The organism is Variovorax sp. PBL-H6 (assembly GCF_901827155.1).
Classification (GTDB): domain Bacteria; phylum Pseudomonadota; class Gammaproteobacteria; order Burkholderiales; family Burkholderiaceae_C; genus Variovorax.
Genome location: NZ_LR594659.1, coordinates 2,501,419 through 2,524,620, shown reverse-complemented (window position 1 = coordinate 2,524,620; position 23,202 = coordinate 2,501,419). Strand labels below are relative to the sequence as shown.

Genomic DNA, 23,202 nt, shown 5'->3' with positions numbered 1-23,202 from the left:
GACCACAACCATGAGTGAATGGAAGGCCATCTGCCGCGTCGACGACATTCCCGTGCTGGGCGCGCGGCGCGTGGCGCGGCCCGTGGGCGTCGATGTCGCGGTGTTTCGCAATGCCGACAACCAGGTGTTCGCACTGCTCGACCGCTGCCCGCACAAGGGCGGGCCGCTGTCGCAGGGGATCGTGTTCGGCACCAGCGTGGCCTGCCCGCTGCACAACTGGGCGATCGGGCTTGACGACGGGTGCGCGAAGGCGCCGGACGAAGGCTGCACGCCACGCTTCGCGTGCAAGGTCGAAGGCGAGCAGGTCATGCTGGACGCACGCGAACTGGCAACGCTCGCGCTCGACCTCGCCCCGCCTCGCGCGGGCCCGGGCACCGCGACGGCCGGCAAGCTCGGCGACGAAAGCTTCGACGTGCAGGCGCCCCACGGCGTGCAGGCGTAGAAGGACGGCCATGAAAGAAACCCGCTCCGCCTGCCCCTACTGTGGCGTGGGCTGCGGTGTGATCATCGAATCCGAAGGCGACCAGATCACCGGCGTGCGCGGCGATCCGGATCATCCTGCCAACTTCGGCCGGCTCTGCACCAAGGGCTCCACCCTGCATCTCACCGCCACCGCGGCGGTCACGATGCAGACGCGCCTACTGCAGCCCATGCACCGTGCCCAGCGAGGTGCAACGCCGCAAAGCATCGACTGGGACACCGCGCTCGACGCTGCCGCCGACAAGTTCGCCCAGGTCATCCGCGAGCACGGCCCGGACGCCGTCGGCTTCTACGTCTCCGGCCAGTTGCTGACCGAGGACTACTACGTCTTCAACAAGCTGGCCAAGGGCCTGGTCGGCACCAACAACATCGACACCAACTCGCGCCTGTGCATGAGCAGCGCGGTGGCGGCCTACAAGAAGACGCTGGGCGCCGATGCCCCGCCCGCTTGCTACGACGACTTCCAGCACGCGCAATGCCTCTTCATTGCCGGCAGCAACACGGCATGGGCGCACCCCATCCTGTTCCGCCGCATCGAGGATGCGAAGGCAGCCAACCCGGCGATGAGGATCGTCGTGGCCGACCCACGCCGAACCGACACCTGCGAGATTGCCGACCTGCACCTCGCGCTGCAGCCCGGCACCGACGTGATGCTCTTCCATGGCATGCTGCACCTGATGCTGTGGGAAGGCTGGACCGATGCGGCCTATATCGCAGCCCATACCAGCGGCTTCGACGAACTCAAGCGCACGGTGCGCGATTGCACGCCCGAGCGCGTGGCGCAGGTTTGCGGCATCGCCAAGGAAGACCTGCTCGAGGCCGCGCGCCTCTTCGCCACCTCCGCCACGACACTGAGCCTCTACTGCCAAGGCCTCAACCAGTCCAGTTCGGGCACCGCGAAGAATGCGGCGCTGATCAACCTGCATCTTGCGACCGGCCAGATCGGCAAGCCCGGCGCAGGGCCCTTCTCGCTGACGGGCCAGCCGAATGCGATGGGCGGGCGCGAAGTGGGCGGACTGGCCAACCTGCTGTCGGCGCATCGCGATCTCGCGAATCCCGTGCACCGTGCCGAGGTGGCCGCGCTATGGGGTGTGCCCTCGGTGCCGGAAAAACCCGGCAAGACCGCCGTGGAAATGTTCCAGGCCGCGGCGGACGGCGAGATCCGCGCACTCTGGGTCGCATGCACCAACCCCGCCCAGTCCCTGCCCGACCAGGCCACGGTGCGGCGCGCACTCGAGCGCTGCGAGTTCGTCGTGGTGCAGGAGGCCTTCTCGACCACCGCGACCTGCGACTACGCCGACCTGCTGCTGCCTGCCACCACCTGGGGCGAGAAGGACGGCACCGTCACCAACAGCGAGCGCCGAATCTCGCGCGTGCGCAATGCCGTGGCGCGGCCCGGCGAGACGCGCGATGACTGGGTGATCGCCCGCGACTTCGCGCGACGGCTCGAAGCGCGGCTCGGGCGCATGGACACGCTGTTTCCGTACGCCGACGCAGAATCGGTATGGAACGAACATCGCGAAAGCACCCGCGGTCGCGACCTCGACATCACCGGCATGAGCTACGTCATGCTCGATGCCGCGCCGCAGCAGTGGCCGCTGCGCAAAGGCGAACCCACCGGTCGCGTGCGGCTCTACGAGGACGGCGTCTTCCCGACGCCCGATGGCCGCGCCCGCTTTGCCGACGTCCCCTACAAGCCGGTGGCCGAGCCGCGCGATGCGCGCCACCCCTTCTCCCTTACCACCGGCCGGCTGCGCGACCAATGGCATGGCATGAGCCGCACCGGCACCCTGGGCCGGCTGTTCGGCCACGTGCCCGAGCCCTCGGTCCAGATGCATCCACAGGACATGGTGCGCCGGCAGCTGCGCGAAGGCGAGCTGGTGCACGTCACCTCGCGGCGCGGGTCGATCGTGCTGCCCGTGGCCGGCAGCACGGACCTGGGCCTGAGCCAAGCCTTCATCGCCATGCACTGGGGCGGCGAGTACCTGAGCGGCCGGTCGAGCACGGGCGAACGGCTGGCCGGTGTCAACGTGCTCACCACACCTGCCTTCTGCCCCGATTCGAAGCAGCCAGAGCTCAAGCATGCGGCCGTCAAGATCCTCAAGGCCGAGCTGCCCTGGTCCCTGCTGGCGATGGGCTGGCTGCCGGACGACGCGGCCCTGCGCGTGCGAGAGGCTTTGCGCGCGCTGATGCCTTTCTTTGCCTTCGCGAGCTGCGTGCCCTTCGGCACCGGCGGCGCCCTGCAAGGCGGCGGACCGGAACGCACCGGCGTGCTGTTGCGCGCCGCCGCGTACGAAGCGCCGCCCGACCATCTGCTCGCCCGCATCGAAGGGCTGCTCGCGCTCGACGGCGCCGACAGCCTGCGCTATGCCGACAGGAAGCATGGCCAGCGGCGGGCGGCTCGCCTGGTGCGCGATGGAGAAAACGCGCGTCTCGAAGCTTTCCTGCTGGCCGGCGACACGCGCGCCGAAGCCTGGATCAAGGCGGTCCTGCAGGATCGGCTGCCCGCCCAGGCCTACGGACGCCAGTTGCTGAAGCCGGGCGCGGCGGCCCCGGCCGGCGTCGCCGCGCGTGGCAAGACCGTTTGCAGTTGCTTCGGCATCACGAAGACTGCCATCGAAGAACGGCTGGCGGACACATCGGGTTCGGACGGCGAGCGTCTCGACGCGCTGCAGGGCGCGCTGAAGTGCGGCACCAACTGCGGCTCCTGCCTGCCCGAGCTCAAGCGCATGGTGCGGGCGAGCCCTGCACTGGCGAGCGCCTCATGAGGCTGTCGATGCGCGGTGCAGCCCTCGTCCCTGCTGCACGCCGGGGCATAAGCGACCGCGCCGTGCGGCATAAGGCTTGCGGGACAATTCGCGAACCCATGGGAATCAGCCACTACATCAAGGAAATCGGCCGCGGCGCTCGCGGTGCAAAGCCACTCGACCGCGAGCAGGCCTGCGACCTCTTCGGCCAGGTGCTCGATGGCAGCGTGACCGACCTGGAGATCGGCGCCTTCTGCCTCGCCATGCGCATCAAGGGCGAGACGCCCGAGGAGATGGCGGGCTTTCTCGATGCGACGCACGCCCGGTTGGCGCGCTTTCCGGCTACCGGGCGGCCGGTGGTGGTATTGCCCAGCTACAACGGCGCACGCCGGTTGCCTGTGCTCACGCCCCTGCTCGCCTTGCTGCTGGCGCGCGAAGGGCTGCCCGTGCTGGTGCACGGCGCCGCGACCGAGTCTGCGCGGGTCCTGGCCTCCAGCGTGCTCGCCGCCCTCGACCTGCAGCCGCTCGCGCGCGTGCGGCCCATCGCCGACGGCGAAGTGGTGTTCGCGCCGACCGCGCTGCTGAGCCCCGGCCTCAAGCGCCTGCTCGACGTACGCCGCGTGGTGGGCCTGCGCAATCCCGGGCACAGCGTGGTCAAGCTGATGCAGCCCTGCGAAGGCGATTGCGTGGTCGTCGGCAGCTACACCCATCCGGCCTATGCGGAATCGATGGCCGCCACCTTCGAACTGCTGGGCATGAACGCCCTGCTCTCGCGCGGGCTCGAGGGCGAGAGCGTGGCCGACCCGCGCCGCACTGCGCAGGTGGACGGGTTCGTGCGGGGGCGACGCATCCCATTGCAGGCGCAGCAGCCCGGGACACAGTCCGAAGTCCCGGGCCTGCCGGCGGAAATCGATGTCCGGACGACGGCCGACTACACGCGCCGCGTTCTGGACGGGACGGCGCCGGCGCCGGCAGCGATCACCCAGCAGGTGCAGCAAGTCCTGCAACTCACCCGAGCCATGGAGCACGAATGAGCCTTCCTTATCTCTCCCAAGGCAGCTGCACGCTGGTCGGCGCCGGCCCCGGCGACCCCGAGCTGCTGACCGTCAAGGCTGTCAAGGCGATCCAGGCGGCCACGGTGCTGCTGGTCGACGACCTGGTCAGCGACGAGATCCTGGCCAGCTACGCCCGGCCCGGGGCGCGCATCGTCCACGTGGGCAAGCGCGGCGGCTGCAAGAGCACGCCGCAGGCCTTCATCGAGCGGCTGATGATCACCGCGGTGCGCGAGGGCGAGACCGTGGTGCGCCTCAAGGGCGGCGACCCCTTCATCTTCGGCCGTGGCGGCGAGGAGGTGGAGCACCTGCGCGAGGAAGGCATCGAGGTGCGGGTGATCAACGGCATCACCGCCGGGTTGGCAGCGGTCACCGGGCTGGGCGTGCCGCTGACGCATCGCGATCACGCGCAGGGTGTCGTCTTCGTGACCGGCCATGCCAAGACCGGGCACGCGGCCCATGAGCACCCGACCGATTGGCGCCAGCTGGCCGCCACGGTGCGCGACGCGCATCTCACGCTCGTGATCTACATGGGCGTGAGCGGGGTGGCGCATATCCAGCAGGAACTGCTGCACGGGCTCGGAGGTGAAACGCCGGTGGCGGTGATCCAGCACGCCAGCCTGCCGCAGCAGCGCCATATCGCGACCACGCTGGCGCAGCTGCCCGGCGACCTGGCGGCAACTGGGCTGGGCAGCCCGGCCGTGATCGTGGTGGGCGACGTGCTGCGCGGCCTGGTGGCTGCGGGCCTTCCGGCCACGCGCTTCGGCACCTGAACAGGCCGTTCGGCCAGTCGGCACATCGAGGCCACCGCCCTAGAATCTTCGGCCTGAAGAACAACGGGCGGAGATGGGCATGCTGGAACTCGAGAAACTCAACGAATTCGTCGAGAGCCATGGCGAATTGCAGCGTGGCCGCGGCCTCGTCACCGGCACCATCGCGCTCTCGCTGGGCATCCTCTGCTTGCTGGGCGTGCTTGTCTTCCACTTCCCGCAGTACCTGAGCACGCCCGAGCTGCGCCGCAGCTACAGCGTCGACGTGATGCGCCTGGTGCTCCTCGCGGCGATGGTCGTCGCCGGCGGGCTGGCGCTGGTCAACATCATCTTCAATCGCTCGCGCTGGCTGTCCGCATTCGCCTTCCTGCTGGTGGTCGCGGCAGCGCTGCTGGGCGGGCACAAGGTGCCAGTCAACGACTTCGCGGACAACACCCCCTACATCGGGCTGGACTGGTTCATCCTCGACCTGCTGGGCTCTTCGCTGATCTTCATCTTCATCGAGAAGCTGTTCGCCCACCGCAAGGAGCAGCCGGTGTTCCGCGCCGAATGGCAGACCGACTTCCACCACTTCGTGGTCAACCACATGATCGTCGGATTCGTGTTGCTGGCCACCAACCTGCTGGTGCACAAGCTCTTCGGCTGGGCCGCCAACGACGGCGTCCGCGGCTGGATCGCGGGCTTGCCCTTCTGGGCCGGGCTGCTGCTGATCGTCCTGGTGGCCGACCTGGTGCAGTACTGGACGCACCGTGCCTACCACGAGGTGCCGCTGCTGTGGCGCCTGCATGCGGTGCACCACAGCGTGAAGAGCATGGACTGGCTGGCGGGCTCGCGCCAGCACATCCTCGAATTGCTGATCACACGGACGCTGGTGCTGGCGCCGATCTATGTGCTGGGCTTCAGCAAGGAGGTGATCGACGCCTACATCGTGGTGGTGGGGTTCCAGGCGGTGTTCAACCATGCCAACGTGAGCGTGCGGCTGGGTCCGCTGCGCTATGTGATCGTCACGCCCAACTTTCACCACTGGCACCACAGCCAGGACGACGAGGCGATCGACAAGAACTACGCGGCGCACTACGCCTTCCTCGACTATCTCTTCGGCACCGCGGTGAAAAGCACCCGGCTGTGGCCCGAGCACTATGGGGTGGTGGGCGACTACGTGCCCAACGGCTTCTTGAAGCAGCTGAAGTTTCCGTTCCTGTGGAAGGGCTGATGGGGACAGCAAGCGCATTCGACGCGATCGTCATCGGCGCCGGCGCGGCGGGCCTGTTCTGCGCCGGGCTCGCGGGCCAGCGGGGCCTGAAGGTGCTGCTGATCGACCATGCCGAACGCATCGGCGAGAAGATCCGAATCTCCGGCGGCGGCCGTGCCAACTTCACCAACCGCGACCTGGACGTGCGCGCACCGCAGCGCCACTTCATCGGCGAGAACCCGAATTTCTGCCGCTCGGCGCTGTCGCGCTACACGCCACAGCAGTTCATCGACCTGGTCCAGCGCCATGGCATCGCGTACCACGAGAAGCACAAGGGACAGCTCTTCTGCGACGGTTCGTCGCAGCAGATCATCGACCTGCTGCTGGCCGAGTGCGCGGCCGGGGGCGTGATGCACTGGCAGCCCTGCAGCGTCGGCGAGATCGCCTTTGCCCCGGATGAGGGCTATCGGCTCCAGACCCGCCGCGGCGAGGCGCAGGCGCCGCAGCTGGTGGTGGCGACCGGGGGTCTGTCCATTCCCCAGATCGGCGCGACCGACTTCGGCTACCGGCTGGCAGCCCAGTTCGGCCTGCGCGTGGTCCCGCCCCGCCCTGCCCTGGTGCCACTGACCTTCGGCGGCGAAGCCTGGGCACCCTATGCCGACCTCGCCGGCCTTGCTCTGCCCGTGCAGATCGCGACCGGCAGCAAGAAGGCTCGTGCGGTGTTTCTCGAAGACCTGCTGTTCACCCATCGAGGCCTCTCCGGTCCGGCGGTGCTGCAGATCTCCAGCTACTGGCAGCCCGGAGCGCCGCTCGACATCGACTTCGCGCCCGGCGTAGACGTGCAGGCCGCCCTGGCCGAGGCCAAGCAGCGTTCGCGCAAGCGCATCGCCAACGAGCTCGCCGGCCTGGTGCCGGCCCGGCTGGCCGACGCCTGGGTGGGGGAGGACCCGGCACTGCAGCGCCCGATCAACGAGGCGGCAGACCGGGCCTTGGCGGCGCTGGCCGAGCGCATCGCCCGCTGGCAGATCACGCCCAGCGGGACCGAGGGGTACAAGAAGGCGGAAGTCACGGCTGGCGGCATCGATACCCGCGACCTCTCCTCCCAAACGATGGAATCGAAGCAGCCCGGCCTGTATTTCATCGGCGAGGTGGTGGATGTCACCGGCTGGCTGGGCGGCTACAACTTCCAGTGGGCCTGGGCCAGCGCGCATGCCTGCGCGCAGGCACTGGCGGCACGCTGCGATCGCGCTATAATGCCCGGCTAACTTTGGCCACCCCTCAACGGCCTACCCTTTCGTGTTGAGGAAACCCGGCCCGGGGCCCCGATCTTCCCCAAGCCAAAAATCAAGCAACCGATTTTTAAATGACCACTATCCGCGTTAAAGAAAACGAGCCCTTCGACGTCGCGCTTCGCCGCTTCAAGCGCACCATCGAAAAGCTCGGCCTGCTGACCGATCTGCGCGCCCGCGAGTTCTACGAGAAGCCGACCGCCGAGCGCAAGCGCAAGAAGGCGGCCGCGGTCAAGCGCCACTACAAGCGCGTGCGCAGCATGCAGCTCCCCAAGAAGCTGTACTGAGCTGGCACCCGCCGCGTCGGACTCGTACCGACGCCCGTTCCGAGCCTCCGAGCCGCGCCAGGGAAACCCTGCCGCGGCTCTTGTCATTTCCGCCCTCCGAAAGCAAAGCCATGAGCCTCAAGGATCAGATCACCGAAGACATGAAGACCGCCATGCGCGCCAAGGACTCGGAGCGCCTGGGCACCATCCGCCTGCTGCTGGCGGCCCTCAAGCAGAAGGAAGTCGACGAACGCATCGAGTTGGACGACGCGATGGTGGTGGCCATCGTCGACAGGCTGGTGAAGCAGCGCAAGGACTCGGTCACCGCCTTCACCCAGGGCGGACGCACCGACCTGGCGGACAAGGAAGCCGCCGAAATCAAAGTGCTGGAGGCCTATCTGCCGCAGCGCATGAGCGCCGAGGAGATCACGGCCGAAGTCCGGGCCATCGTCGCCGAACTGGGCGCCAAGGGTCCCGGCGACATGGGCAAGGTAATGGGCGCCGTCAAGACGCGCCTGGCGGGCAAGGCCGACATGGGCCTCGTCAGCGCCGCGGTCAAGGCCGCGCTCTCGGGCGGCTGACCGTGCCGGCGCAGCAGGTGCTCAAGGCCTGCGCCTGCCTCGTCGATTGCCGGGACCGTCTGCTGGTCTTCTTCCATCCCGGCGATGCCGGCATGCAGCTGCCCAAGGGCACGGTCGAGCCCGGCGAGTCGCCGGAGGATGCGGTCCGGCGCGAGCTGCTCGAGGAATCGGGCATCGTCTACGACGGCGAGCTGGTGCCCCTGGGCACGCTGGACCGCGAGCGCGAGACCGATATCCAGCGTGGCCAGCGAAAGCATTCGCAGCTCTGGCACCTGTTCCTGATGCGGACGCAGGCACAGCTGCCCGAGCGCTTTGAGCACACGGCCACCGGCAGCCCCGAGGAACACGGGCTGGTCTTCCGCTTCAGCTGGCTGGCGCCCGATGCGCCGCTCGACGGCTTCACCGCGCCCTACGTCCGCGTCATCGACAAGGTACGCGCCGCACTCGCGCGATAGTTGGCGGCCGACCGGGCGGGCCCTATAGTTCGCTCAGCCGCACAGGCCATAGTGCGTGGATGGAGCCCCTCACTGCACCGGCCAGGCTCCGTCGCTGCTCCCTTGCAGCCCTTGCTTGCAACACGAGGAGATTGAAATGGCGGACACCTACGTTCTCGTTCACGGCGCGTGGCACACGGGCGAATTGCTGGAGCCCGTGGCCGAGACCATCCGGGCCCAGGGGCATACCGTGCACTGTCCGACACTGGCCGGCAACCGGCCCGGCGACTCGCGTGCGGCCACCGGCCTGGCCGAGGCGGTCCAGTCGCTGGCCGACTTCATCACTGAGCGCAACCTGCGCGACGTGCGCCTGGTCGGCCATAGCTACGGAGGCATGGTGATCTCGGGCGCGATGAGCCTGGTGTCCGAACGTGTGCGCCGGCTGGTGTACTGGAACGCCTTTGTGCCGCTTCATGGCCAATCCCTCGTCGACCTGGTGCCGCCTCAGTACAAGGCCATGTTCGACGGTATCGCGGCGCAGAACGACGGCGCGATCACGCTGCCCTTTCCGATCTGGCGCGATGTCTTCATCAACGATGCCGACATGGCCACGGCCGAACGCGCCTACGGGCTGCTCAACCCGCACCCCTACCGGACCTTCACCGATCCCGCAGCCCTCAACGCTGAACTGGCGGAACTCCCGGTGGGCAAGTCCTACCTGAACTGCCAGCAGGACATCGCATTGCCGCACAGCCTGCCTTGGCATCCGCGCCTGTCGGAGCGCCTGGGCTTGTTCCGGCTGGTCGAGTGTTCCGGCAGCCACGAGCTGTGCTTTACCGACCCCGCGCTGCTGGCGCGCAAGATCATCGAAGCCGGGCGTGACTAGCGATCAGCTGCCAGCGACCTTCATCCGGTTGACCAGCACCGAGCCCGTGGTCTTGGCCCCGTAGTTGTAGGCGTCGGCACCCACCGCCTCGATGCCCATGAGCATGGTCTTCAGGTTGCCGGCGATGGTGATCTCCTGCACCGGAAAGGCGATCGCCCCGTTCTCGACCCAGAAGCCGCTCGCGCCGCGCGAGTAGTCGCCCGTCACGTAGTTGACGCCCTGTCCCATCAGCTCGATCACGAACAGGCCGGTGCCGAGCTTCGCGAGCATGGCATCGAGGTCGTCGCTCTTCTTCGTCTTGCGCGAGCTCAGGGTGAGGTTGTGCGAGCCGCCGGCATTGCCGGTGGTCTTCATGCCCAGCTTGCGCGCGGAATAGGTGCTCAGGAAGTAGCCTTCGAGCCGGCCGCCGTCGACCACCTTGCGCTTGCGGGTCGCCACGCCCTCGTCGTCGAAAGCCGAGCTGCCCTTGCCGCGCGGGATGTGCGGGTCTTCAAGCACGTCGATGTGCGAGGGCAGTACCGGCTTGCCCAGCGAGTCGAGCAGGAAGCTGCTCTTGCGGTAGAGCGCGCCGCCGCTGGTGGCCTGCACCAACCCGCCCAGCAGGCCCGCGGCCAAGGGCGACTCGAACAGCACCGGGCATTCAGTGGTCTTGATCTTGCGCGACTTCAGGCGGCTCAGCGCCCTTTCGGCGGCATAGCGCCCCACGGCCTTGGGGCTCGCGAGCTCATCGGCCGAGCGCATCGAGCTGTACCAGGCGTCGCGCTGCATGTCGTTGCCCTTGCCAGCGATCGGCGCCACCGAGATCGAATGGCGCGAGCTCGCATAGCCGCCACGGAAGCCCCGCGTGTGCGCGCTGAAGAAGTGGCTCTGCTGGGCCGAGACCCCCGCACCTTCACTGTTGGTGATGCGCTTGTCGGTCGACAAGGCCGCGGCCTCGCATTCCAGTGCCAGTGCAGCCGCCTGCTCGCTGCTGACGTCCCAGGGATGGAAGAGGTCCAGGTCGGGCTGCTCGGTCGCGATGTCAGCCTCATCGGGCAGGCCGCTGACGGGGTCTTCTGCCGTGAAGCGTGCGATGTCGTAGGCGGCCTGCACCGTCTGGGCGATGGCCGCCTCCGAGAAATCGGAGGTGCTGGCATTGCCGCGGCGATGGCCCACGTAGACCGTGACGCCCAGCGACTTGTCGCGGTTGCGCTCGACATTCTCGAGCTCGCCCTTGCGCACCGAGACGCTGAGGCCGCAGCCCTCGGACGCCTCAGCGCCGGCGTCGGTGGCGCCGAGCTTCCTGGCATGCGCCAGGGCCGAGTCGACCAGGTTTTCGAAGAAGGGGCGGCTGTAGGCGAAGCCGGAGTCGGCGCGCGATGAAGAGGTGCTCATGTGGCGGCTATGATACTTGCGCCCTCCGTTTTCGATGGAGCGGCTTACGGCCCAACGATTGTCTCCATGCCCCGCAAACCCAAGAAAGGCTACTTCGTCCGCGGCACCTTTGTCGCCGAAGGCAGCGAACTAGACCTCGAGCTCAAGCGCGAGCTCAAAGGCACCGACGCGGCGAGCAAGACCGACCTCAAGCGCGAGAGCACCGAACTGCAGACCTTGGGTGAGGCCCTGCTGGGCCTGCGCGCCGGTCTGTTCGACAAGCTGGAACTCGGGGACAAGCTGCGCGACGCCATCGCCGAAGCCAAGCGCATCACCAACTTCGAAGGCAAGCGCCGCCAGATGCAGTTCATCGGCAAGCTGATGCGCGGTCTCGACGCCGCCACGCTCGATGCCATCCGCACAGCGCTCGACGAGCAGAACCGCGGTCCGGCGCAGGAAGCCGCGATCTTGCACGAGGCCGAGCGCTGGCGCGACCGGCTGATCGCGGAGGACGACGCTCTCGGCGGCTGGATCGAAACCCATTCCGGCACCGATGCGCAGCAGTTGCGCGCGCTGGTGCGCCAGGCGCGAAAGGATCTCAAGGAAGGCCGGCCGGGGGAAGCTCCGCGCCAGGGCAAGGCCTATCGGGAGCTGTTCCAGCTGCTGCGCGCACAGCTCGAAGGCCATGACGCTGCGGACGCTGCGGCCGAAGCCCCTGCGCAGGCGCGCGAGGATGACGCATGACCAGCAGTCCCCACGACCCGGTGCGCATCGGCATCGTCTCGATCAGCGATCGCGCCTCCAGCGGCGTGTACGAGGACAAAGGCCTGCCCGCACTGCAGGAATGGCTGAAGCGCGCCCTGCGCAACCCCATCGATTTCGAGCCCCGGCTCATCCCCGACGAGCAAGCCGCCATCAGCGCCGCGCTGATCGAACTGGTCGACGCCGGCTGCTCGCTGGTGCTGACCACCGGCGGCACCGGGCCCGCCCTGCGCGACGTCACGCCCGAGGCCACGCTGGCCGTCGCCCACAAGGAGATGCCGGGCTTCGGCGAACAGATGCGCCAGATCAGCCTGCGCTTCGTGCCGACCGCCATCCTGTCGCGGCAGGTGGCGGTGATCCGCGACAAGAGCCTGATCATCAATCTGCCGGGCCAGCCGAAGTCCATCGCGGAGACGCTGGAAGGCCTGAAGAACCCCGATGGCACGCAGGGGGTGCCGGGCATCTTCGCGGCGGTGCCCTATTGCATCGACCTGATCGGCGGGCCGTATCTGGAAACCGACGAGGCGGTCTGCAAGGCCTTCAGGCCGAAGTCGGCGATCCGCCCTTCGAGGCCCTGAGGCGCAAGACCTTCACTTGCCGACCAGTTCGGTGAGGCGCTGTACCTCGAAGCATTCCTTGGTAGCCGCGTTCCCTGGCACGCAATCCTTCATTCCCCGCTGTGCGGACAGGGTCTCGATCGCCTGCCACAACAGCGCGATCTGGTGTTCCTGGCTCGACGCGGTGTCGATCAGGCTGCGCATGGCGAGCGACAGCGGGTCGTCCTCCTGCGTAATCCCGTAGGCCTCGAACTTCCTGGCGCTGCCAGCCGAAGCGCCGCCGCTTGCCGTCCTGGCCGGGATGATGCGCGCCGGGATCCCGACGGCGGTCGCACCCGCAGGCACGGGCTTGATCACGACCGCGTTGCTTCCGATCTTGGCGCCATCGCCCACCACGAAGCCGCCCAGCACCTTCGCGCCGGCGCTCACCACCACGTCCCTGCCCAATGTCGGATGCCGCTTCTCACCCTTGTAGAGCGAAGTGCCGCCCAACGTCACGCCCTGGTAGATGGTGCAGCCATCGCCGATCTCGGCCGTCTCGCCGACCACCACGCCCATTGCGTGGTCGAAGAACACGCGATCACCGATGACCGCGGCCGGATGGATCTCGATGCCGGTGAGCCAGCGCGAGACAAACGAAACGAAACGCCCCACCCACTTCAGCCCATGGCCCCAGCACCAGTGCGCGACGCGGTGCAGCACCAGGGCATGCAGTCCCGGGTAGAGGGTCAGCACTTCCCAGCGCGAACGTGCCGCCGGATCGCGGTCGAGGATGCACTGGACGTCGGAGCGCAGTCGCGAGAACATGGGATGTTCTTGTCATGACGATATGGGCTGCGCAGTCTAAGGGCTCGGGTCATCGCGCGCCGGCGATGGGGTCTTGTAGCTGCCGCCCCCCGCGGCATCGGCCATGGCCTTGGCGATGCCCCGCAGGATGTGGATCTCTTCCGGTGTCGGCTGGGCACGGTTGAAGAGCTGCTGCAGCCGCGGCATCAGCTTCTTGGGCGCCTCGGGATCCAGGAAGCCGATCTGCACCAGCGAGCGTTCCCAGTGGTCCAGCATGCCGCGCACGGCTACTGCATCGGCCGCCCGGACCGGCTCGGCGGCATCATGCAGCCCGAAGCCGCCCAGCGCCAGCCGCCATTCGTAGGCGATCACCTGGACGGCCGCGCCCAGGTTCAGCGAGCCGAAGGCCGGATCGGTGGGAATCGTGAGCGCCACATGGCAGCGGTACACGTCCTCGTTGCGCATGCCGAAGCGCTCCGAGCCGAACAGGAAGGCGACGTGCTGCGCTTCCTTCAGGGCCAGCGGCACCAAGTGCTCGCGCGGCGTGCGCGTCGGCGGACCGAAGTCGCGCGGCACCATCGCCGTGGCGCAAAGGTGAGTCACGCCATCGAGCGCTTCATCGAGCGTGTCGACAATGCGCGCCTGCTCCAGCACATCGAGTGCCCCGCTGGCGCGCTGGATGGTTTCCTCGCGCCGCAGGACGTTGGCCCAGCGCGGCGCCACGAGCACGAGCTCGTCGAAGCCCATGGTCTTCATGGCGCGCGCGGCGGCGCCGACATTGCCGGCATGGCTGGTCTGGATGAGGATGAAGCGGGTGCGCATGGAAAGGCCAAAGGGGAGCGGGCCCGAAGGCCGGGACCGAGCCGGTAAAATCCACGATTCTCGCCGCCTGCATCGCCGGGCCGCCTCCCCAGGGCTCCGCCCGCCGTTCTTCCCCCAATCCGATGCCGTCTCCCAATCTGCACCCCATGCTCAACGTGGCCGTCAAGGCCGCCCGCGCCGCCGGCGCCATCATCAATCGCGCCGCGCTCGACATCGAGGCGGTGCGCGTTTCGCAGAAGCAGGTCAACGACTTCGTGACCGAAGTCGATCACGCGAGCGAGCGGGTGGTCATCGACACCCTGCTCGGCGCCTATCCGGGGCACGGCATCCTGGCCGAGGAATCGGGCACCGAGCATGGCGCCCGCGATTCGGACTACGTGTGGATCATCGATCCGCTGGACGGCACCACCAACTTCATCCATGGCTTTCCGGTCTATTGCGTCTCGATCGCGCTCGCGATCAAGGGCAAGGTCGAGCAGGCCGTCATCTACGACCCCACGCGCAACGACCTCTTCACCGCGACCCGGGGGCGCGGCGCCTACATGAACGAGCGCCGCATCCGCGTGAGCAAGCGCATCCGGCTCAACGAGTGCCTCATCTCGACGGGCTTCCCCTTTCGCACCGGCGACAACTTCAAGCAGTACCTGGCCATCATGGCCGACCTGATGCCGCGCGCAGCCGGACTGCGCCGCCCCGGTTCGGCGGCGCTCGACCTGGCCTACGTCGCCGCGGGCTTCAGCGACGCCTTCTTCGAGACCGGCCTCAACATCTGGGACGTGGCGGCCGGCTCGCTGCTAGTCACGGAAGCGGGTGGACTGATCGGCAACTTCACGGGCGAGCCCGACTTCCTCGAGCAGCGCGAATGCCTCGCCGGAGCGCCGAAGATCTACGGCCAACTGGTCCCGATCCTGGCCAAGTACTCGAAGTTCGCAAGCGTGAATGACAAGTTCGCCGCCAGCGAGCGCGCGCGCGAGGTCGACCCCTCTGCCGGCAGCGTCTATGCGCGAAGCACCGTGCCGGGCGCATCGACCGACGCCGGAGCAGCAGCGGATGCGCAATCCGCCGCAGCGCCTGCGCCACGCAAGCTCACCCGCCTGCGCCGCGAAGAAAGCCCGGCCTCGCCGGCCCTGGGCGACGACGCCGCCGAGTGATGCAGGCGCAGCGCGCCGCCACCGAACGAGGGCGCGCCGCACTGCGCGTGGCGCTCTCCCACTACATCGCCAACGGCCTGTCGGTCGCCTTCGGGCTGCTGCTGATCTCCGGCGGCGTCCATCTGGTGCTGGGCGGCGCCGCTGCAGCTGCAGCCGGCGTGGGCGTGATCGTGACCGCGCCGCCCGACCTGCCCGGCCCGCGCCGCGGCAAGTTCTGGCAAATGGTCCCTTCGCCCTTGATTGGGCTGCCGCTCTTCTTCTGCGTGCAACTGCTGCATTCGGCACCCCTTCAGTTGGGGCTGCTGCTGGTGCCCGCAACCTTCCTCGCCTTCGTGGCGATGGCCTGGGGCAAGCGCGGCATCCCGATCGCCATCGCGGTCATGTTCTCGATGATCTTCTCGATGGCCACGCCGGCGCCCACCGGCATGCGCGAGATCGTCGAACGCACGCTGCACTTCGGCCTGGGCGCCGGGCTCTACGTGATCTACGCGCTGCTCGCGAACCATGCGCTCAACGCCCGCTACCGGGTGCAGGCGATGGCTGACCTGTTGTCCTCGCTGGCCGCGCTGATGCGCACCGAAGCCCGCCAGTTCACGCCGCGGGACGAATCCGGCGACGTGCGCGAGGTGCCCTCGCCGCTGCTGGGTCAGTTGCTGCGCGCGCAGGCCTCATTGGCGGACCAGTTGCAGGCAACACGCGACATCGTGCTCGAATCCCCCCGCACGCCGCGCCGGCAGCGGCTTGCGGGCATGCTGGTGACCGTGCTCGAACTGCGCGACATGCTGCTGGCCAGCGAGCTCGACCTCGATGCGCTCAAGGCGCACCCCCGCCATGCCGCGGCGCTGCGCGAGATGCAGCGCATCCTCGGCGAACTGGCCGACGAGACGGTCGCGCTCGCCGACGCCCTGCTGCTCGGCCGCCAACCCGATCCCGTGCCCGACCGCCGTCCGGAGCTCGCGGCCATTCACCTCGAAGGCGATGCGGCGCGGCCGACCATGGCCGCCGGGCCGACGCCTGCGATGCTCGCGCGCGGCCTGGCCAGCCGCATCGGCCACATCAACGACGAGGTGCTGCGCCTCGTGAGCCTCGCGCGCGGCGAGCGCGAACCCGACCTCACGATCGTGCGGGCCAACTGGCACATGTTCGTGAGCCCCACCGACTGGTCGCTGCGCCCTTTTCTCGCGCTCTGGCGATGGGACGCGCCGCCGCTGCGCCATGCGATCCGCGCCGCGCTCGCGGTCGCCGTCGGCTACGCCATCGCGGTCATGCTGCCCTGGGGCTCGCACGACTACTGGATCCTGCTGACGATCGTCGTGGTGCTGCGCGGCAGCCTCTCGCAGACGCTGGAAAGGCGCAACAGCCGCGTCGCCGGCACGCTGCTCGGGTGCGTGTTCGCGGTGGCGATCCTGTCTGCCCATCCCTCCGCCCTGGGCTCGCTGGTCGCGATGACCGCCGCGCAGGCCATTGCGCACGGATTCGCGGTTCGGCGCTACCTGATCACGTCGGTGGCAGCAACCGTCCTGGGGCTGTTGCAGGCGCACGCGCTCAACGTAGGCATGAGCCCCACCTTTGCGCTGTTCGAACGCGTGGCAGACACGCTGATCGGCGCCGGCGTTGCCTGGGCTTTCTGCTACGTGCTGCCCTCGTGGGAGCGCAGCCAGATCCCCTCGCTGGTCGCGCGTACGCTGACGGCGCAGGCGCGCCATGCGCGGCTTGCGCTCGGCCTGGGCCAGCTCCGCGCAGTGCAGACCAGCCCCGAGCTCGACTGGCGCCTGGCGCGCCGCGAGGCCTACGACAGCCTCTCGGCGCTGGTGCAGGCCACGCAACGCTCGTTGTCGGAGCCGCGCGCAGTGCGCCCGCCGCTGGAGCCCCTGGAGCACCTGCAAGCGCACAGCTACCAGCTGCTGGCGCAGCTCAGTGCGGTGAAATCCATGCTGGTGCTGCGGCGCGACCGCCTCACTCCAGCCGATATCGAGACGCCGCTGCAGAGTGCCGCAGCGCGCATCGAGGCCAACATCGGCAGCACCCCCACGACCGGCCCGGTCATGCCCGAAAGCGCCGCTGCCACCACCTTGGCCCATCCCATGCCCCTGCCCGATCCCTTCGAGAACGACGTCAGCCCCTGGCTGTTGCGAAGGCTCGACATGGCGATCGGCATTTCGGCGCAGCTGCGCGACGACGCGGCGCGCATTCTTCAACCCTCCCAACCGGAAACACTCAAGACTCACTGATGACCCAGGACCTTCTGCTCGCCCATCCATGGTTCGCGCCCTGCCTCGCAGCGCTGATCGCCGTTCCGCTCGCCCTGCTGGTCCACCGCATCGGCGGCATGGTGCTGTTGCGGCTGACGCGCTACGCACCCATCGTTCACGCCATGCTCCTCAACGTCCAGGGGCCGGCGCGCTTCGTTCTCCCGCTGATCGCGCTGCAGATGGTGTGGCAGGCCGCACCGGACGACCTGACTTTCATCAACGGCGTGCGGCACGTCAACGGACTCTTGTTCATCGCAGCCACGACCTGGCTTGCCATCCGCGCCGTCAACGGCATCGCCGACGGCGTCCTGGCCAAGCACCCTCACGACGTGGAAGACAACCTTCAGGCCCGCCGCGTACTCACCCAGACCCGCGTGCTCGCGCGCTCTGCCGGCACCGTGCTGCTGGTGGCCGGCGCCTCGCTGATGCTCATGACCTTCCCGGGCGCGCGCCAGGTCGGCGCCAGCCTGCTGGCCTCCGCGGGTGTGATCGGCATCGTGGCCGGCCTGGCGGCCAAGCCCGTCTTCAGCAATCTCATCGCCGGACTGCAGATCGCGCTGGCGCAGCCGATCCGCATCGACGACGTGCTGGTGGTCGAAGGCGAATGGGGCCGCGTGGAAGAGATCACCGGCACCTTCGTCGTCCTGCGCATCTGGGACGACCGGCGGCTGATCCTGCCACTGTCCTACTTCATCGAGAAGCCGTTCCAGAACTGGACCCGCAGCAGCTCGCAGCTGCTGGGCTCGGTCTTCATCTACGCCGACTACGGCACGCCGCTCGCGCAGATGCGCGCGGAGGTCGAGCGCATGGTGAAGGCGGCGCCCGAGTGGGACGGTCGCTTCTTCAACCTGCAGGTGACCGACGCCACAGAGCGCACCATGCAGATACGCGTGCTCTGCACCGCCGCCTCCTCGTCGCTGGCGTTCGACCTGCGCTGCAGGATGCGCGAGGGGCTGATCGAATTCATGCAGCGCGAGTACCCGCAGTTCCTGCCCAGGCTGCGCATCGAAGGCGGCCCCCCAACGCAGGCGGAAGCGGCGGCTCCTTCGGCCCCTGGGCCCGCGTCAGCCAGCCCGGGCTGAGCGGCGGGACCGTCCGTTGCGGGCTGCGGCGGCGAGCAGCTCTGCGCGCTGCCGCACTACCTCGTGGATGGATTCGATCAACAGCCGGGCGCCCTTCCCCGCTTCGCTGCCGCGCCGCACGGTGAGCCCGACCGGGCCTTCAGTGGTCGCCGTGTCGATGGCCAATCGGCGCAGCTCGCCACGGGCCAGAAACCCGTCGACCGCCCCTTGCGGCGCAAACCAGACGGCGTCGGCACACTGCAGCAGACCGACAGCAAAGCTCGTGTCGGTCGCCTCCACCATGCAGCGCGGCGGCGCCATGCCTTGCGCGACCAGGAAGGCGTCGGCGGTGTGACGGATCAGCGTGCCCGAGACCGGCACGATGAGCGGATACGCAGCCAACGCCTCGAGCTTGGGGCGTCGCAGCGATGCGAGGGGATGCGCCGCACGAGCGACCAGCAGCAGCGGCTCGCTGTAAAGGTGCTCGAAGGCCAGATCCGCCATCGCCGAAGCCTGGGCCAGACGGCCCAGGACCAGGTCGATTTCGCCCTGGCGCAGCTGCGTCATGAGTTGCGCGTTGGTGCCGCTGGCCACGCGCACGCGAAGCGCGGGCGCTTTCGAGTGCAGCGCCGCAATGGCCGCCGGCAGCAAATGGGCCGCCATGTTCGGCAAGGCGCCCACCGCTACCTGCAGCTGGTCGAGTTCGGGCTGCTCGAGCGCCAGACCGAGGCCTTCCCGCAACCCGCGCAGCGCCACCACGGCGTGGCGCACGAGCACCTCCGCTGCCGGCGTCAGCTCGACGCCGCGCCGCCTGCGCAGCAGCAGCGTGCGGCCGACGATGTCCTCGAGTTCGGCGATGGTCTTGGAGACCGCCGGCTGCGTGAGCGCCAGTGCCTTGGCCGCGCGCACCAGGTTGCGCTCGTGAGCCACCATCACGAGACACTGCAGATGGCGCAGCTTGAGGCGAGCAAAATTTATAGCTGGCATGCGCGTTTCCTGGGGTGGTCAGCCCGGAAATATAACGAAATGGAATACCAGGCAGAACACCTTTCAGTTGTGCCGGAAGGCACGCGCTCCTAGAGTCTCCTGTCGCGCTCTCTTGCCGCGTGCGCCCCGAAACCGGAGACAAACACATGACCCGCCCTGCTTCCTTCGGCGCTCTGCGCCGCCTCGGCCTCATGGCCAGCTGCGCCGCCCTGACACTCGGGCTCGCAGCCGCGCCCGCCCGCGCCGACAGTGCCTACCCCGCCAAGCCGGTGAAGTTCATCACCAACTTCCCGGCCGGGGGGCCACTCGACATCCTCGGCCGCGCGCTGTCCGACGCCTTGCAGAAAGACCTGAAACAGCCCTTCGTCGTCGACAACCGTCCCGGCGCAGGCGGCAACATCGGCGCGGACGTCGTGGCCAAGAGCCCGGCCGACGGCTACACGGTGCTGCTGTCGATCGACACCACGTTCACCATCAACCCGCACCTCTACGCCTCGATGCCCTTCGCGGCGAACGACCTGAAGCCGCTGATGATCTTCAGCTCCTCGGGTCTCGCCTTGGGCGTTGCCTCCCCGGTGGATGCGAAGACGCTGCCCGATTTCATCCGCCAGGGGAAGGCACAGCCGTTCACGTTCGCCTCGGCGGGCAATGGAAGCCCGGGCCACATTGCAGCCGAGATCTTCTCGAGCGCGACCGGCGCAAAAATCACGCACGTGCCCTACAAAGGCAATGCGCCCGCCGTCATGGCGCTGCTGTCTGGCGAGGTGCAGGCCGGCATTCTTGCCACGCCGGGCCTGCTGCCGCACCTGCAGGCCGGCAAGTTGCGAGCGCTGGCCGTGACCGGGCGCCAACGCTCGCCGATGCTGCCGCAGGTAGCAGCGGTCGGAGAGCTTGGCCTGAAGGATCTGGAGTTCGAGGTGCTCTACCTCGCGATGGTCCCGGCGGCGACGCCCGAGCCCGTGATGCAGACCTTGCGAAGCGCGCTGCGGTCCGCCCTCGCGCTGCCGGAGCTCAAGAGCCGGCTCGGGACGCTTGACATGGTGGCGCTCGGCGAGACCGGTGCCGCAGCGCAGCAGCATCTCGATGCGAGCCGCGAGCGCTACGGCCGCATCGTCAAGGCCACCGGCATGAAGCTGGACTGAAGCCCATGCGCACGCAGCCTCAGCCCGTGCCGCGGCGGCGCCGGTCAGCCTTGGGCAGCACCGTCCGCGCAGCGAGCTGCTCGGCGCGCCTCTGCAGCTGGTGCAGGGCCTCGTCCAGGCTGGCGGCATGGTCGGCATCCAGCACCGCCAGCAGGTCTGCATTGATGCGGGTCACCAGAGGATGGAGCTCGTCGTACACCGCCTGCCCGCGTTCGGTGAGCTGCAACAGCACCTGCCGCCGGTCGCCGGCCGAATGCGTGCGCGACAGCAACTGCTTCTGGACGAGCGATCCGACGCCCTTCGAGGTACGCGCCCGGTCGAGCTGGGCATGCTCTGCCAGTTGCGAAGAGCTGAGCGCGCCGCGGCTGGCGAGGGTCGCGATCAGCCGCCATTCGCGCCGAGTGATGCCGAAGCGTCCTTCACACAGGCGGATGACCATGCTGCCCGCGACGGACAGCAGGCGGGACAGCCGATACAGCAGCAGCCCGTCCAGGGGTTGGCGCGCGGAGTCGCTCATCTCGGGGTTAGTCCGGTGAATGGTTGATTTGATCAATCAGGTGCCCCGACTCTAAATTCGATCGGCGCCGCGGCACGCACGCGGCGCGAAGAACATCAGAGAGAAGACAGAGAGAAATACCGGAGACAACCCCATGCACCCCTTCACCCTTCATCGCCGCCGCTTGCTCTCCCTCCTGGGCGGTCTTGCCATCGGCTCGCTCGCACATGCCCAGGCCTTCACGCCCGGGCAGCCGATCAAGGTCCTGATCGGCGTGCCGGCAGGCGGCACGCAGGACGTGCTGACGCGCGCCATCGCGCAAGAGGTGCGGGACACCCTGGGCCCTCTGATCATCGACAACCGCTCCGGCGCGGCCGGCCGCATCGCGGCCGAGGCGGTGAAGACCGCGACGCCCGATGGCCGCATGCTGTTGCTGGGAACGGCCAGCATGATGACGATGTTCCCCAGTGCCTACAGGCAGCTTTCGTACGACCCGGTGAAGGACTTCGTGCCAATCGTCAACGCTGCGCGATTCGAGCTGGCGCTGGTGATCCACAAGGACGTGCCCGCCAACACGCTGCCGGAGTTCATCGCCTGGGCCAAGGGCCAGGGTGACAAGCTGAGCTTCGCCTCGTACGGCGCCGGCACGCCTTCGCACTTCCTGGGGGAGATGCTCAACCGCGCAGCCGGGCTGAAGATGGTGCACGTGCCCTACCGAGGCTCCACGCCGGCGCGCCAGGACGTGATGGGCGGCACCGTGCCGGTCTACTTCGACACCGTGGGCGGTGCACTCCAGTTGCAGGCGAGTGGCCGCGTGAAGGTGCTGGCCACCAGCGGTGACAAGCGCTCGCCCTTGATGCCCAGCCTGCCCACCTTCGCAGAGGCAGGCTACAGGGACGTGGTCGCGGCGGCCTGGTTCGCCTACTACGCGCCACGAAGCACACCCAAGCCCATCGTGGACAAGCTGCGTGCGGAGTTCACGCGCGCGGTGAACTCGCGCGAAGTGCGCCAGCAACTGCTGCAGAACGGCATGTACCCCGCGGGCGACGGACCCGAAGCGCTCCTGAAGACCATGCGCGAGGACACCGCGCGCTGGAGCGGCATCATGAGGGCAGTCAACTTCCAGGCCAACGATTGAACCGCACCATGCTCCAGCAACTTCTGCGCCGCCTTGCCGGCACCCTCGCCCTCGCCGCACTGACGACGAGCGCCGCATTCGCACAGTCACCTGACGGCCCGCTGCGCATCGTCGTCGGCTACGCGCCGGGCGGTGCCACCGACCGCGTGGCCCGCATCGTGGCCGACAAGCTCCAGGCCAAGCTCGGCGTGCCGGTGGTCGTCGACAACAAGCCCGGCGCCGGCGGGCGGCTCGCTGCCCAGCAGGTCAAGGCCACACCAGCCGGACAAAATGTGCTGATGCTCGCCAACCCCGCGGTGATGGTGGTCGCGCCGCTGGTCTTCAAGGACAACGGCTATGACCCCCAGCGCGACTTCGTGCCGGTCTCGCACGTCAACGACTACGAGTTCGCGCTGTCGGTGTCGACTGCCGTGCCGGTGCGCGAACTGCCGCACCTGCTGGCCTGGATGCGGGCCAATCCGGACAAGGCCAACGTCGGCGTGCCGGCCACCGGCAGCCTGCCGCACTTCTTCGGCCTCATGGTCGGCGAGAAAGCGAAGGTGCAGACCCAGGTGATCGGCTATCGCGGCTCGGGCCCCTTGCTGACCGACCTGATCGGCGGCCAGGTGCCGATCGCCGTCGACACGCTCGACGTCGTCATCCCGCAGCACCAGGCCGCCAAGGTGCGCATCCTGGCGATGTCGGGCGCGAAGCGCTCGCCCTTTGCGCCCGAGGTGCCGACCTTCAAGGAAGCCGGCCTCGACCTCGTTGCGCTCGGCTGGAACGCATTCTTCGCGCCGGCGACCATGCCGCGAGAAAAGGTCGCGCGCTTCTCGCAAGCGATTCGCGAGGTCATGCAGGACCCGGACACGACGCGGCGCTTCAAGGATTCGCTGATGACGCCGGTCGTCAGCACGCAGGAGCAGACCGCGGCCATGCTCAAGGCCTACCGCGCGCAATGGGCACCCGTCGTACAGAAATCCGGCTACCAACCCTGAGAAGGCATGGCCCTTCCGACC

Annotated in this window: 23 protein-coding genes; 18 read left to right on the top strand and 5 right to left on the bottom strand. The window is 68.3% G+C overall.

Features of this window, described 5'->3' with window-relative positions; all coding sequences use genetic code 11:
* Positions 1 to 10 precede the first annotated feature (10 nt).
* From nirD to G3W89_RS11945, 10 genes are all read left to right on the top strand, one after another.
* Positions 11 to 442 carry a nitrite reductase small subunit NirD gene (gene nirD / locus G3W89_RS11990; protein WP_162574293.1) on the top strand — a complete coding sequence of 144 codons (432 nt, stop codon included), beginning with the start codon at positions 11 to 13 and terminating at the stop codon, positions 440 to 442.
* A 10-nt stretch (positions 443 to 452) separates the two neighbouring features.
* Positions 453 to 3,248, top strand: a complete 2,796-nt coding sequence (locus tag G3W89_RS11985; RefSeq protein WP_162574292.1) for a nitrate reductase — start codon at positions 453 to 455, stop codon at positions 3,246 to 3,248.
* 98 nt (positions 3,249 to 3,346) lie between these two features.
* Entirely contained in the window at positions 3,347 to 4,261 is a 915-nt protein-coding gene (gene ybiB, locus G3W89_RS11980) for a DNA-binding protein YbiB (RefSeq protein WP_162574291.1), read from the top strand.
* Entirely contained in the window at positions 4,258 to 5,052 is a 795-nt protein-coding gene (gene cobA, locus G3W89_RS11975) for a uroporphyrinogen-III C-methyltransferase (RefSeq protein WP_162574290.1), read from the top strand. The genes ybiB and cobA overlap by 4 nt, the downstream gene beginning before the upstream one ends.
* Before the next feature lie 79 nt (positions 5,053 to 5,131).
* The gene (locus G3W89_RS11970) at positions 5,132 to 6,262 is read left to right on the top strand and encodes a sterol desaturase family protein (protein ID WP_162574289.1); all 1,131 of its coding nucleotides are present in this window, start codon (positions 5,132 to 5,134) and stop codon (positions 6,260 to 6,262) included.
* Positions 6,262 to 7,506: an NAD(P)/FAD-dependent oxidoreductase gene (locus G3W89_RS11965; RefSeq protein WP_162574288.1), complete on the top strand. Its 1,245-nt coding sequence runs from the start codon at positions 6,262 to 6,264 to the stop codon at positions 7,504 to 7,506. The genes G3W89_RS11970 and G3W89_RS11965 overlap by 1 nt, the downstream gene beginning before the upstream one ends.
* A 98-nt stretch (positions 7,507 to 7,604) precedes the next feature.
* Positions 7,605 to 7,817 carry a 30S ribosomal protein S21 gene (gene rpsU, locus G3W89_RS11960; protein WP_007833691.1) on the top strand — a complete coding sequence of 71 codons (213 nt, stop codon included), beginning with the start codon at positions 7,605 to 7,607 and terminating at the stop codon, positions 7,815 to 7,817.
* Positions 7,818 to 7,927: 110 nt separating this feature from the next.
* A complete protein-coding gene (locus tag G3W89_RS11955) occupies positions 7,928 to 8,377 on the top strand; it encodes a GatB/YqeY domain-containing protein (protein WP_162574287.1) in 450 nt (149 codons plus the stop codon).
* A gap of 2 nt (positions 8,378 to 8,379) precedes the next feature.
* A complete protein-coding gene (locus tag G3W89_RS11950; RefSeq protein WP_232076484.1) occupies positions 8,380 to 8,832 on the top strand; it encodes an NUDIX domain-containing protein in 453 nt (150 codons plus the stop codon).
* Positions 8,833 to 8,968: 136 nt separating this feature from the next.
* On the top strand, positions 8,969 to 9,697 hold the full coding sequence (locus tag G3W89_RS11945; RefSeq protein ID WP_162574286.1) for an alpha/beta fold hydrolase: 729 nt from the start codon (positions 8,969 to 8,971) through the stop codon (positions 9,695 to 9,697).
* A gap of 3 nt (positions 9,698 to 9,700) precedes the next feature.
* Here G3W89_RS11945 and pmbA read toward each other — a convergent pair whose 3' ends face one another.
* A complete protein-coding gene (gene pmbA / locus G3W89_RS11940) occupies positions 9,701 to 11,071 on the bottom strand; it encodes a metalloprotease PmbA (protein ID WP_162574285.1) in 1,371 nt (456 codons plus the stop codon).
* Between the two features lie 66 nt (positions 11,072 to 11,137).
* Between pmbA and yjgA the strand changes: the two genes are divergently transcribed.
* Both yjgA and mog read left to right on the top strand, forming a co-directional pair.
* Entirely contained in the window at positions 11,138 to 11,794 is a 657-nt protein-coding gene (gene yjgA, locus G3W89_RS11935) for a ribosome biogenesis factor YjgA (RefSeq protein ID WP_162574284.1), read from the top strand.
* Positions 11,791 to 12,390, top strand: coding sequence for a molybdopterin adenylyltransferase (mog, locus tag G3W89_RS11930; protein ID WP_162574283.1), 600 nt, complete (start codon positions 11,791 to 11,793; stop codon positions 12,388 to 12,390). Before yjgA ends, mog begins: the two co-directional genes overlap by 4 nt.
* 12 nt (positions 12,391 to 12,402) lie before the next feature.
* Here the strand turns inward: mog and cysE are convergent, their stop codons facing one another.
* Both cysE and G3W89_RS11920 read right to left on the bottom strand, forming a co-directional pair.
* The gene (gene cysE, locus G3W89_RS11925; RefSeq protein WP_162574282.1) at positions 12,403 to 13,176 is read right to left on the bottom strand and encodes a serine O-acetyltransferase; all 774 of its coding nucleotides are present in this window, start codon (positions 13,174 to 13,176) and stop codon (positions 12,403 to 12,405) included.
* Positions 13,177 to 13,212: 36 nt separating this feature from the next.
* On the bottom strand, positions 13,213 to 13,977 hold the full coding sequence (locus G3W89_RS11920) for an RNA methyltransferase (protein WP_162574281.1): 765 nt from the start codon (positions 13,975 to 13,977) through the stop codon (positions 13,213 to 13,215).
* Positions 13,978 to 14,099: 122 nt separating this feature from the next.
* On the opposite strand from G3W89_RS11920, the gene G3W89_RS11915 reads away from it, so the two are divergent.
* Genes G3W89_RS11915 through G3W89_RS11905 form a run of 3 tightly spaced genes read left to right on the top strand, consistent with a single transcriptional unit; the run spans position 14,100 to position 18,462 of the window.
* Positions 14,100 to 15,128, top strand: a complete 1,029-nt coding sequence (locus tag G3W89_RS11915; RefSeq protein WP_162574280.1) for an inositol monophosphatase family protein — start codon at positions 14,100 to 14,102, stop codon at positions 15,126 to 15,128.
* Complete coding sequence (locus G3W89_RS11910) at positions 15,128 to 17,359, top strand: FUSC family protein (RefSeq protein WP_162574279.1); 2,232 nt, start codon at positions 15,128 to 15,130, stop codon at positions 17,357 to 17,359. Before G3W89_RS11915 ends, G3W89_RS11910 begins: the two co-directional genes overlap by 1 nt.
* Positions 17,359 to 18,462, top strand: a complete 1,104-nt coding sequence (locus G3W89_RS11905; protein ID WP_162574278.1) for a mechanosensitive ion channel family protein — start codon at positions 17,359 to 17,361, stop codon at positions 18,460 to 18,462. Before G3W89_RS11910 ends, G3W89_RS11905 begins: the two co-directional genes overlap by 1 nt.
* On the opposite strand, the gene pcaQ is transcribed toward G3W89_RS11905, so the two are convergent.
* Complete coding sequence (gene pcaQ / locus G3W89_RS11900; protein ID WP_162574277.1) at positions 18,445 to 19,428, bottom strand: pca operon transcription factor PcaQ; 984 nt, start codon at positions 19,426 to 19,428, stop codon at positions 18,445 to 18,447. The genes G3W89_RS11905 and pcaQ overlap by 18 nt on opposite strands.
* A 146-nt stretch (positions 19,429 to 19,574) precedes the next feature.
* Here pcaQ and G3W89_RS11895 point away from each other — a divergent pair, with 146 nt between their 5' ends.
* Positions 19,575 to 20,570, top strand: a complete 996-nt coding sequence (locus tag G3W89_RS11895; protein ID WP_162574276.1) for a Bug family tripartite tricarboxylate transporter substrate binding protein — start codon at positions 19,575 to 19,577, stop codon at positions 20,568 to 20,570.
* 19 nt (positions 20,571 to 20,589) lie between these two features.
* Here G3W89_RS11895 and G3W89_RS11890 read toward each other — a convergent pair whose 3' ends face one another.
* Positions 20,590 to 21,087, bottom strand: coding sequence for a MarR family winged helix-turn-helix transcriptional regulator (locus tag G3W89_RS11890; RefSeq protein ID WP_162574275.1), 498 nt, complete (start codon positions 21,085 to 21,087; stop codon positions 20,590 to 20,592).
* Between the two features lie 133 nt (positions 21,088 to 21,220).
* Between G3W89_RS11890 and G3W89_RS11885 the strand changes: the two genes are divergently transcribed.
* Positions 21,221 to 22,204, top strand: a complete 984-nt coding sequence (locus G3W89_RS11885; protein WP_162574274.1) for a Bug family tripartite tricarboxylate transporter substrate binding protein — start codon at positions 21,221 to 21,223, stop codon at positions 22,202 to 22,204.
* Between the two features lie 8 nt (positions 22,205 to 22,212).
* Positions 22,213 to 23,181 carry a Bug family tripartite tricarboxylate transporter substrate binding protein gene (locus tag G3W89_RS11880; protein WP_162574273.1) on the top strand — a complete coding sequence of 323 codons (969 nt, stop codon included), beginning with the start codon at positions 22,213 to 22,215 and terminating at the stop codon, positions 23,179 to 23,181.
* The last annotated feature ends 21 nt before the right edge of the window (positions 23,182 to 23,202 follow it).

Excerpts from the sequence above, each read along its gene's own strand:
- G3W89_RS11965 (WP_162574288.1), top strand. The coding sequence starts at position 6,262 with ATGGGGACAGCAAGCGCATTCGACGCGATCGTCATCGGCGCCGGCGCG.
- pcaQ (WP_162574277.1), bottom strand. The coding sequence starts at position 19,428 with ATGCCAGCTATAAATTTTGCTCGCCTCAAGCTGCGCCATCTGCAGTGT.
- G3W89_RS11970 (WP_162574289.1), top strand. The coding sequence starts at position 5,132 with ATGCTGGAACTCGAGAAACTCAACGAATTCGTCGAGAGCCATGGCGAA.
- G3W89_RS11915 (WP_162574280.1), top strand. The coding sequence starts at position 14,100 with ATGCCGTCTCCCAATCTGCACCCCATGCTCAACGTGGCCGTCAAGGCC.
- mog (WP_162574283.1), top strand. The coding sequence starts at position 11,791 with ATGACCAGCAGTCCCCACGACCCGGTGCGCATCGGCATCGTCTCGATC.
- G3W89_RS11905 (WP_162574278.1), top strand. The coding sequence starts at position 17,359 with ATGACCCAGGACCTTCTGCTCGCCCATCCATGGTTCGCGCCCTGCCTC.
- G3W89_RS11890 (WP_162574275.1), bottom strand. The coding sequence starts at position 21,087 with ATGAGCGACTCCGCGCGCCAACCCCTGGACGGGCTGCTGCTGTATCGG.
- G3W89_RS11910 (WP_162574279.1), top strand. The coding sequence starts at position 15,128 with ATGCAGGCGCAGCGCGCCGCCACCGAACGAGGGCGCGCCGCACTGCGC.
- G3W89_RS11880 (WP_162574273.1), top strand. The coding sequence starts at position 22,213 with ATGCTCCAGCAACTTCTGCGCCGCCTTGCCGGCACCCTCGCCCTCGCC.
- yjgA (WP_162574284.1), top strand. The coding sequence starts at position 11,138 with ATGCCCCGCAAACCCAAGAAAGGCTACTTCGTCCGCGGCACCTTTGTC.
- G3W89_RS11920 (WP_162574281.1), bottom strand. The coding sequence starts at position 13,977 with ATGCGCACCCGCTTCATCCTCATCCAGACCAGCCATGCCGGCAATGTC.
- G3W89_RS11885 (WP_162574274.1), top strand. The coding sequence starts at position 21,221 with ATGCACCCCTTCACCCTTCATCGCCGCCGCTTGCTCTCCCTCCTGGGC.
- G3W89_RS11895 (WP_162574276.1), top strand. The coding sequence starts at position 19,575 with ATGACCCGCCCTGCTTCCTTCGGCGCTCTGCGCCGCCTCGGCCTCATG.
- cobA (WP_162574290.1), top strand. The coding sequence starts at position 4,258 with ATGAGCCTTCCTTATCTCTCCCAAGGCAGCTGCACGCTGGTCGGCGCC.
- G3W89_RS11955 (WP_162574287.1), top strand. The coding sequence starts at position 7,928 with ATGAGCCTCAAGGATCAGATCACCGAAGACATGAAGACCGCCATGCGC.
- nirD (WP_162574293.1), top strand. The coding sequence starts at position 11 with ATGAGTGAATGGAAGGCCATCTGCCGCGTCGACGACATTCCCGTGCTG.
- ybiB (WP_162574291.1), top strand. The coding sequence starts at position 3,347 with ATGGGAATCAGCCACTACATCAAGGAAATCGGCCGCGGCGCTCGCGGT.
- rpsU (WP_007833691.1), top strand. The coding sequence starts at position 7,605 with ATGACCACTATCCGCGTTAAAGAAAACGAGCCCTTCGACGTCGCGCTT.
- pmbA (WP_162574285.1), bottom strand. The coding sequence starts at position 11,071 with ATGAGCACCTCTTCATCGCGCGCCGACTCCGGCTTCGCCTACAGCCGC.
- G3W89_RS11945 (WP_162574286.1), top strand. The coding sequence starts at position 8,969 with ATGGCGGACACCTACGTTCTCGTTCACGGCGCGTGGCACACGGGCGAA.
- cysE (WP_162574282.1), bottom strand. The coding sequence starts at position 13,176 with ATGTTCTCGCGACTGCGCTCCGACGTCCAGTGCATCCTCGACCGCGAT.
- G3W89_RS11985 (WP_162574292.1), top strand. The coding sequence starts at position 453 with ATGAAAGAAACCCGCTCCGCCTGCCCCTACTGTGGCGTGGGCTGCGGT.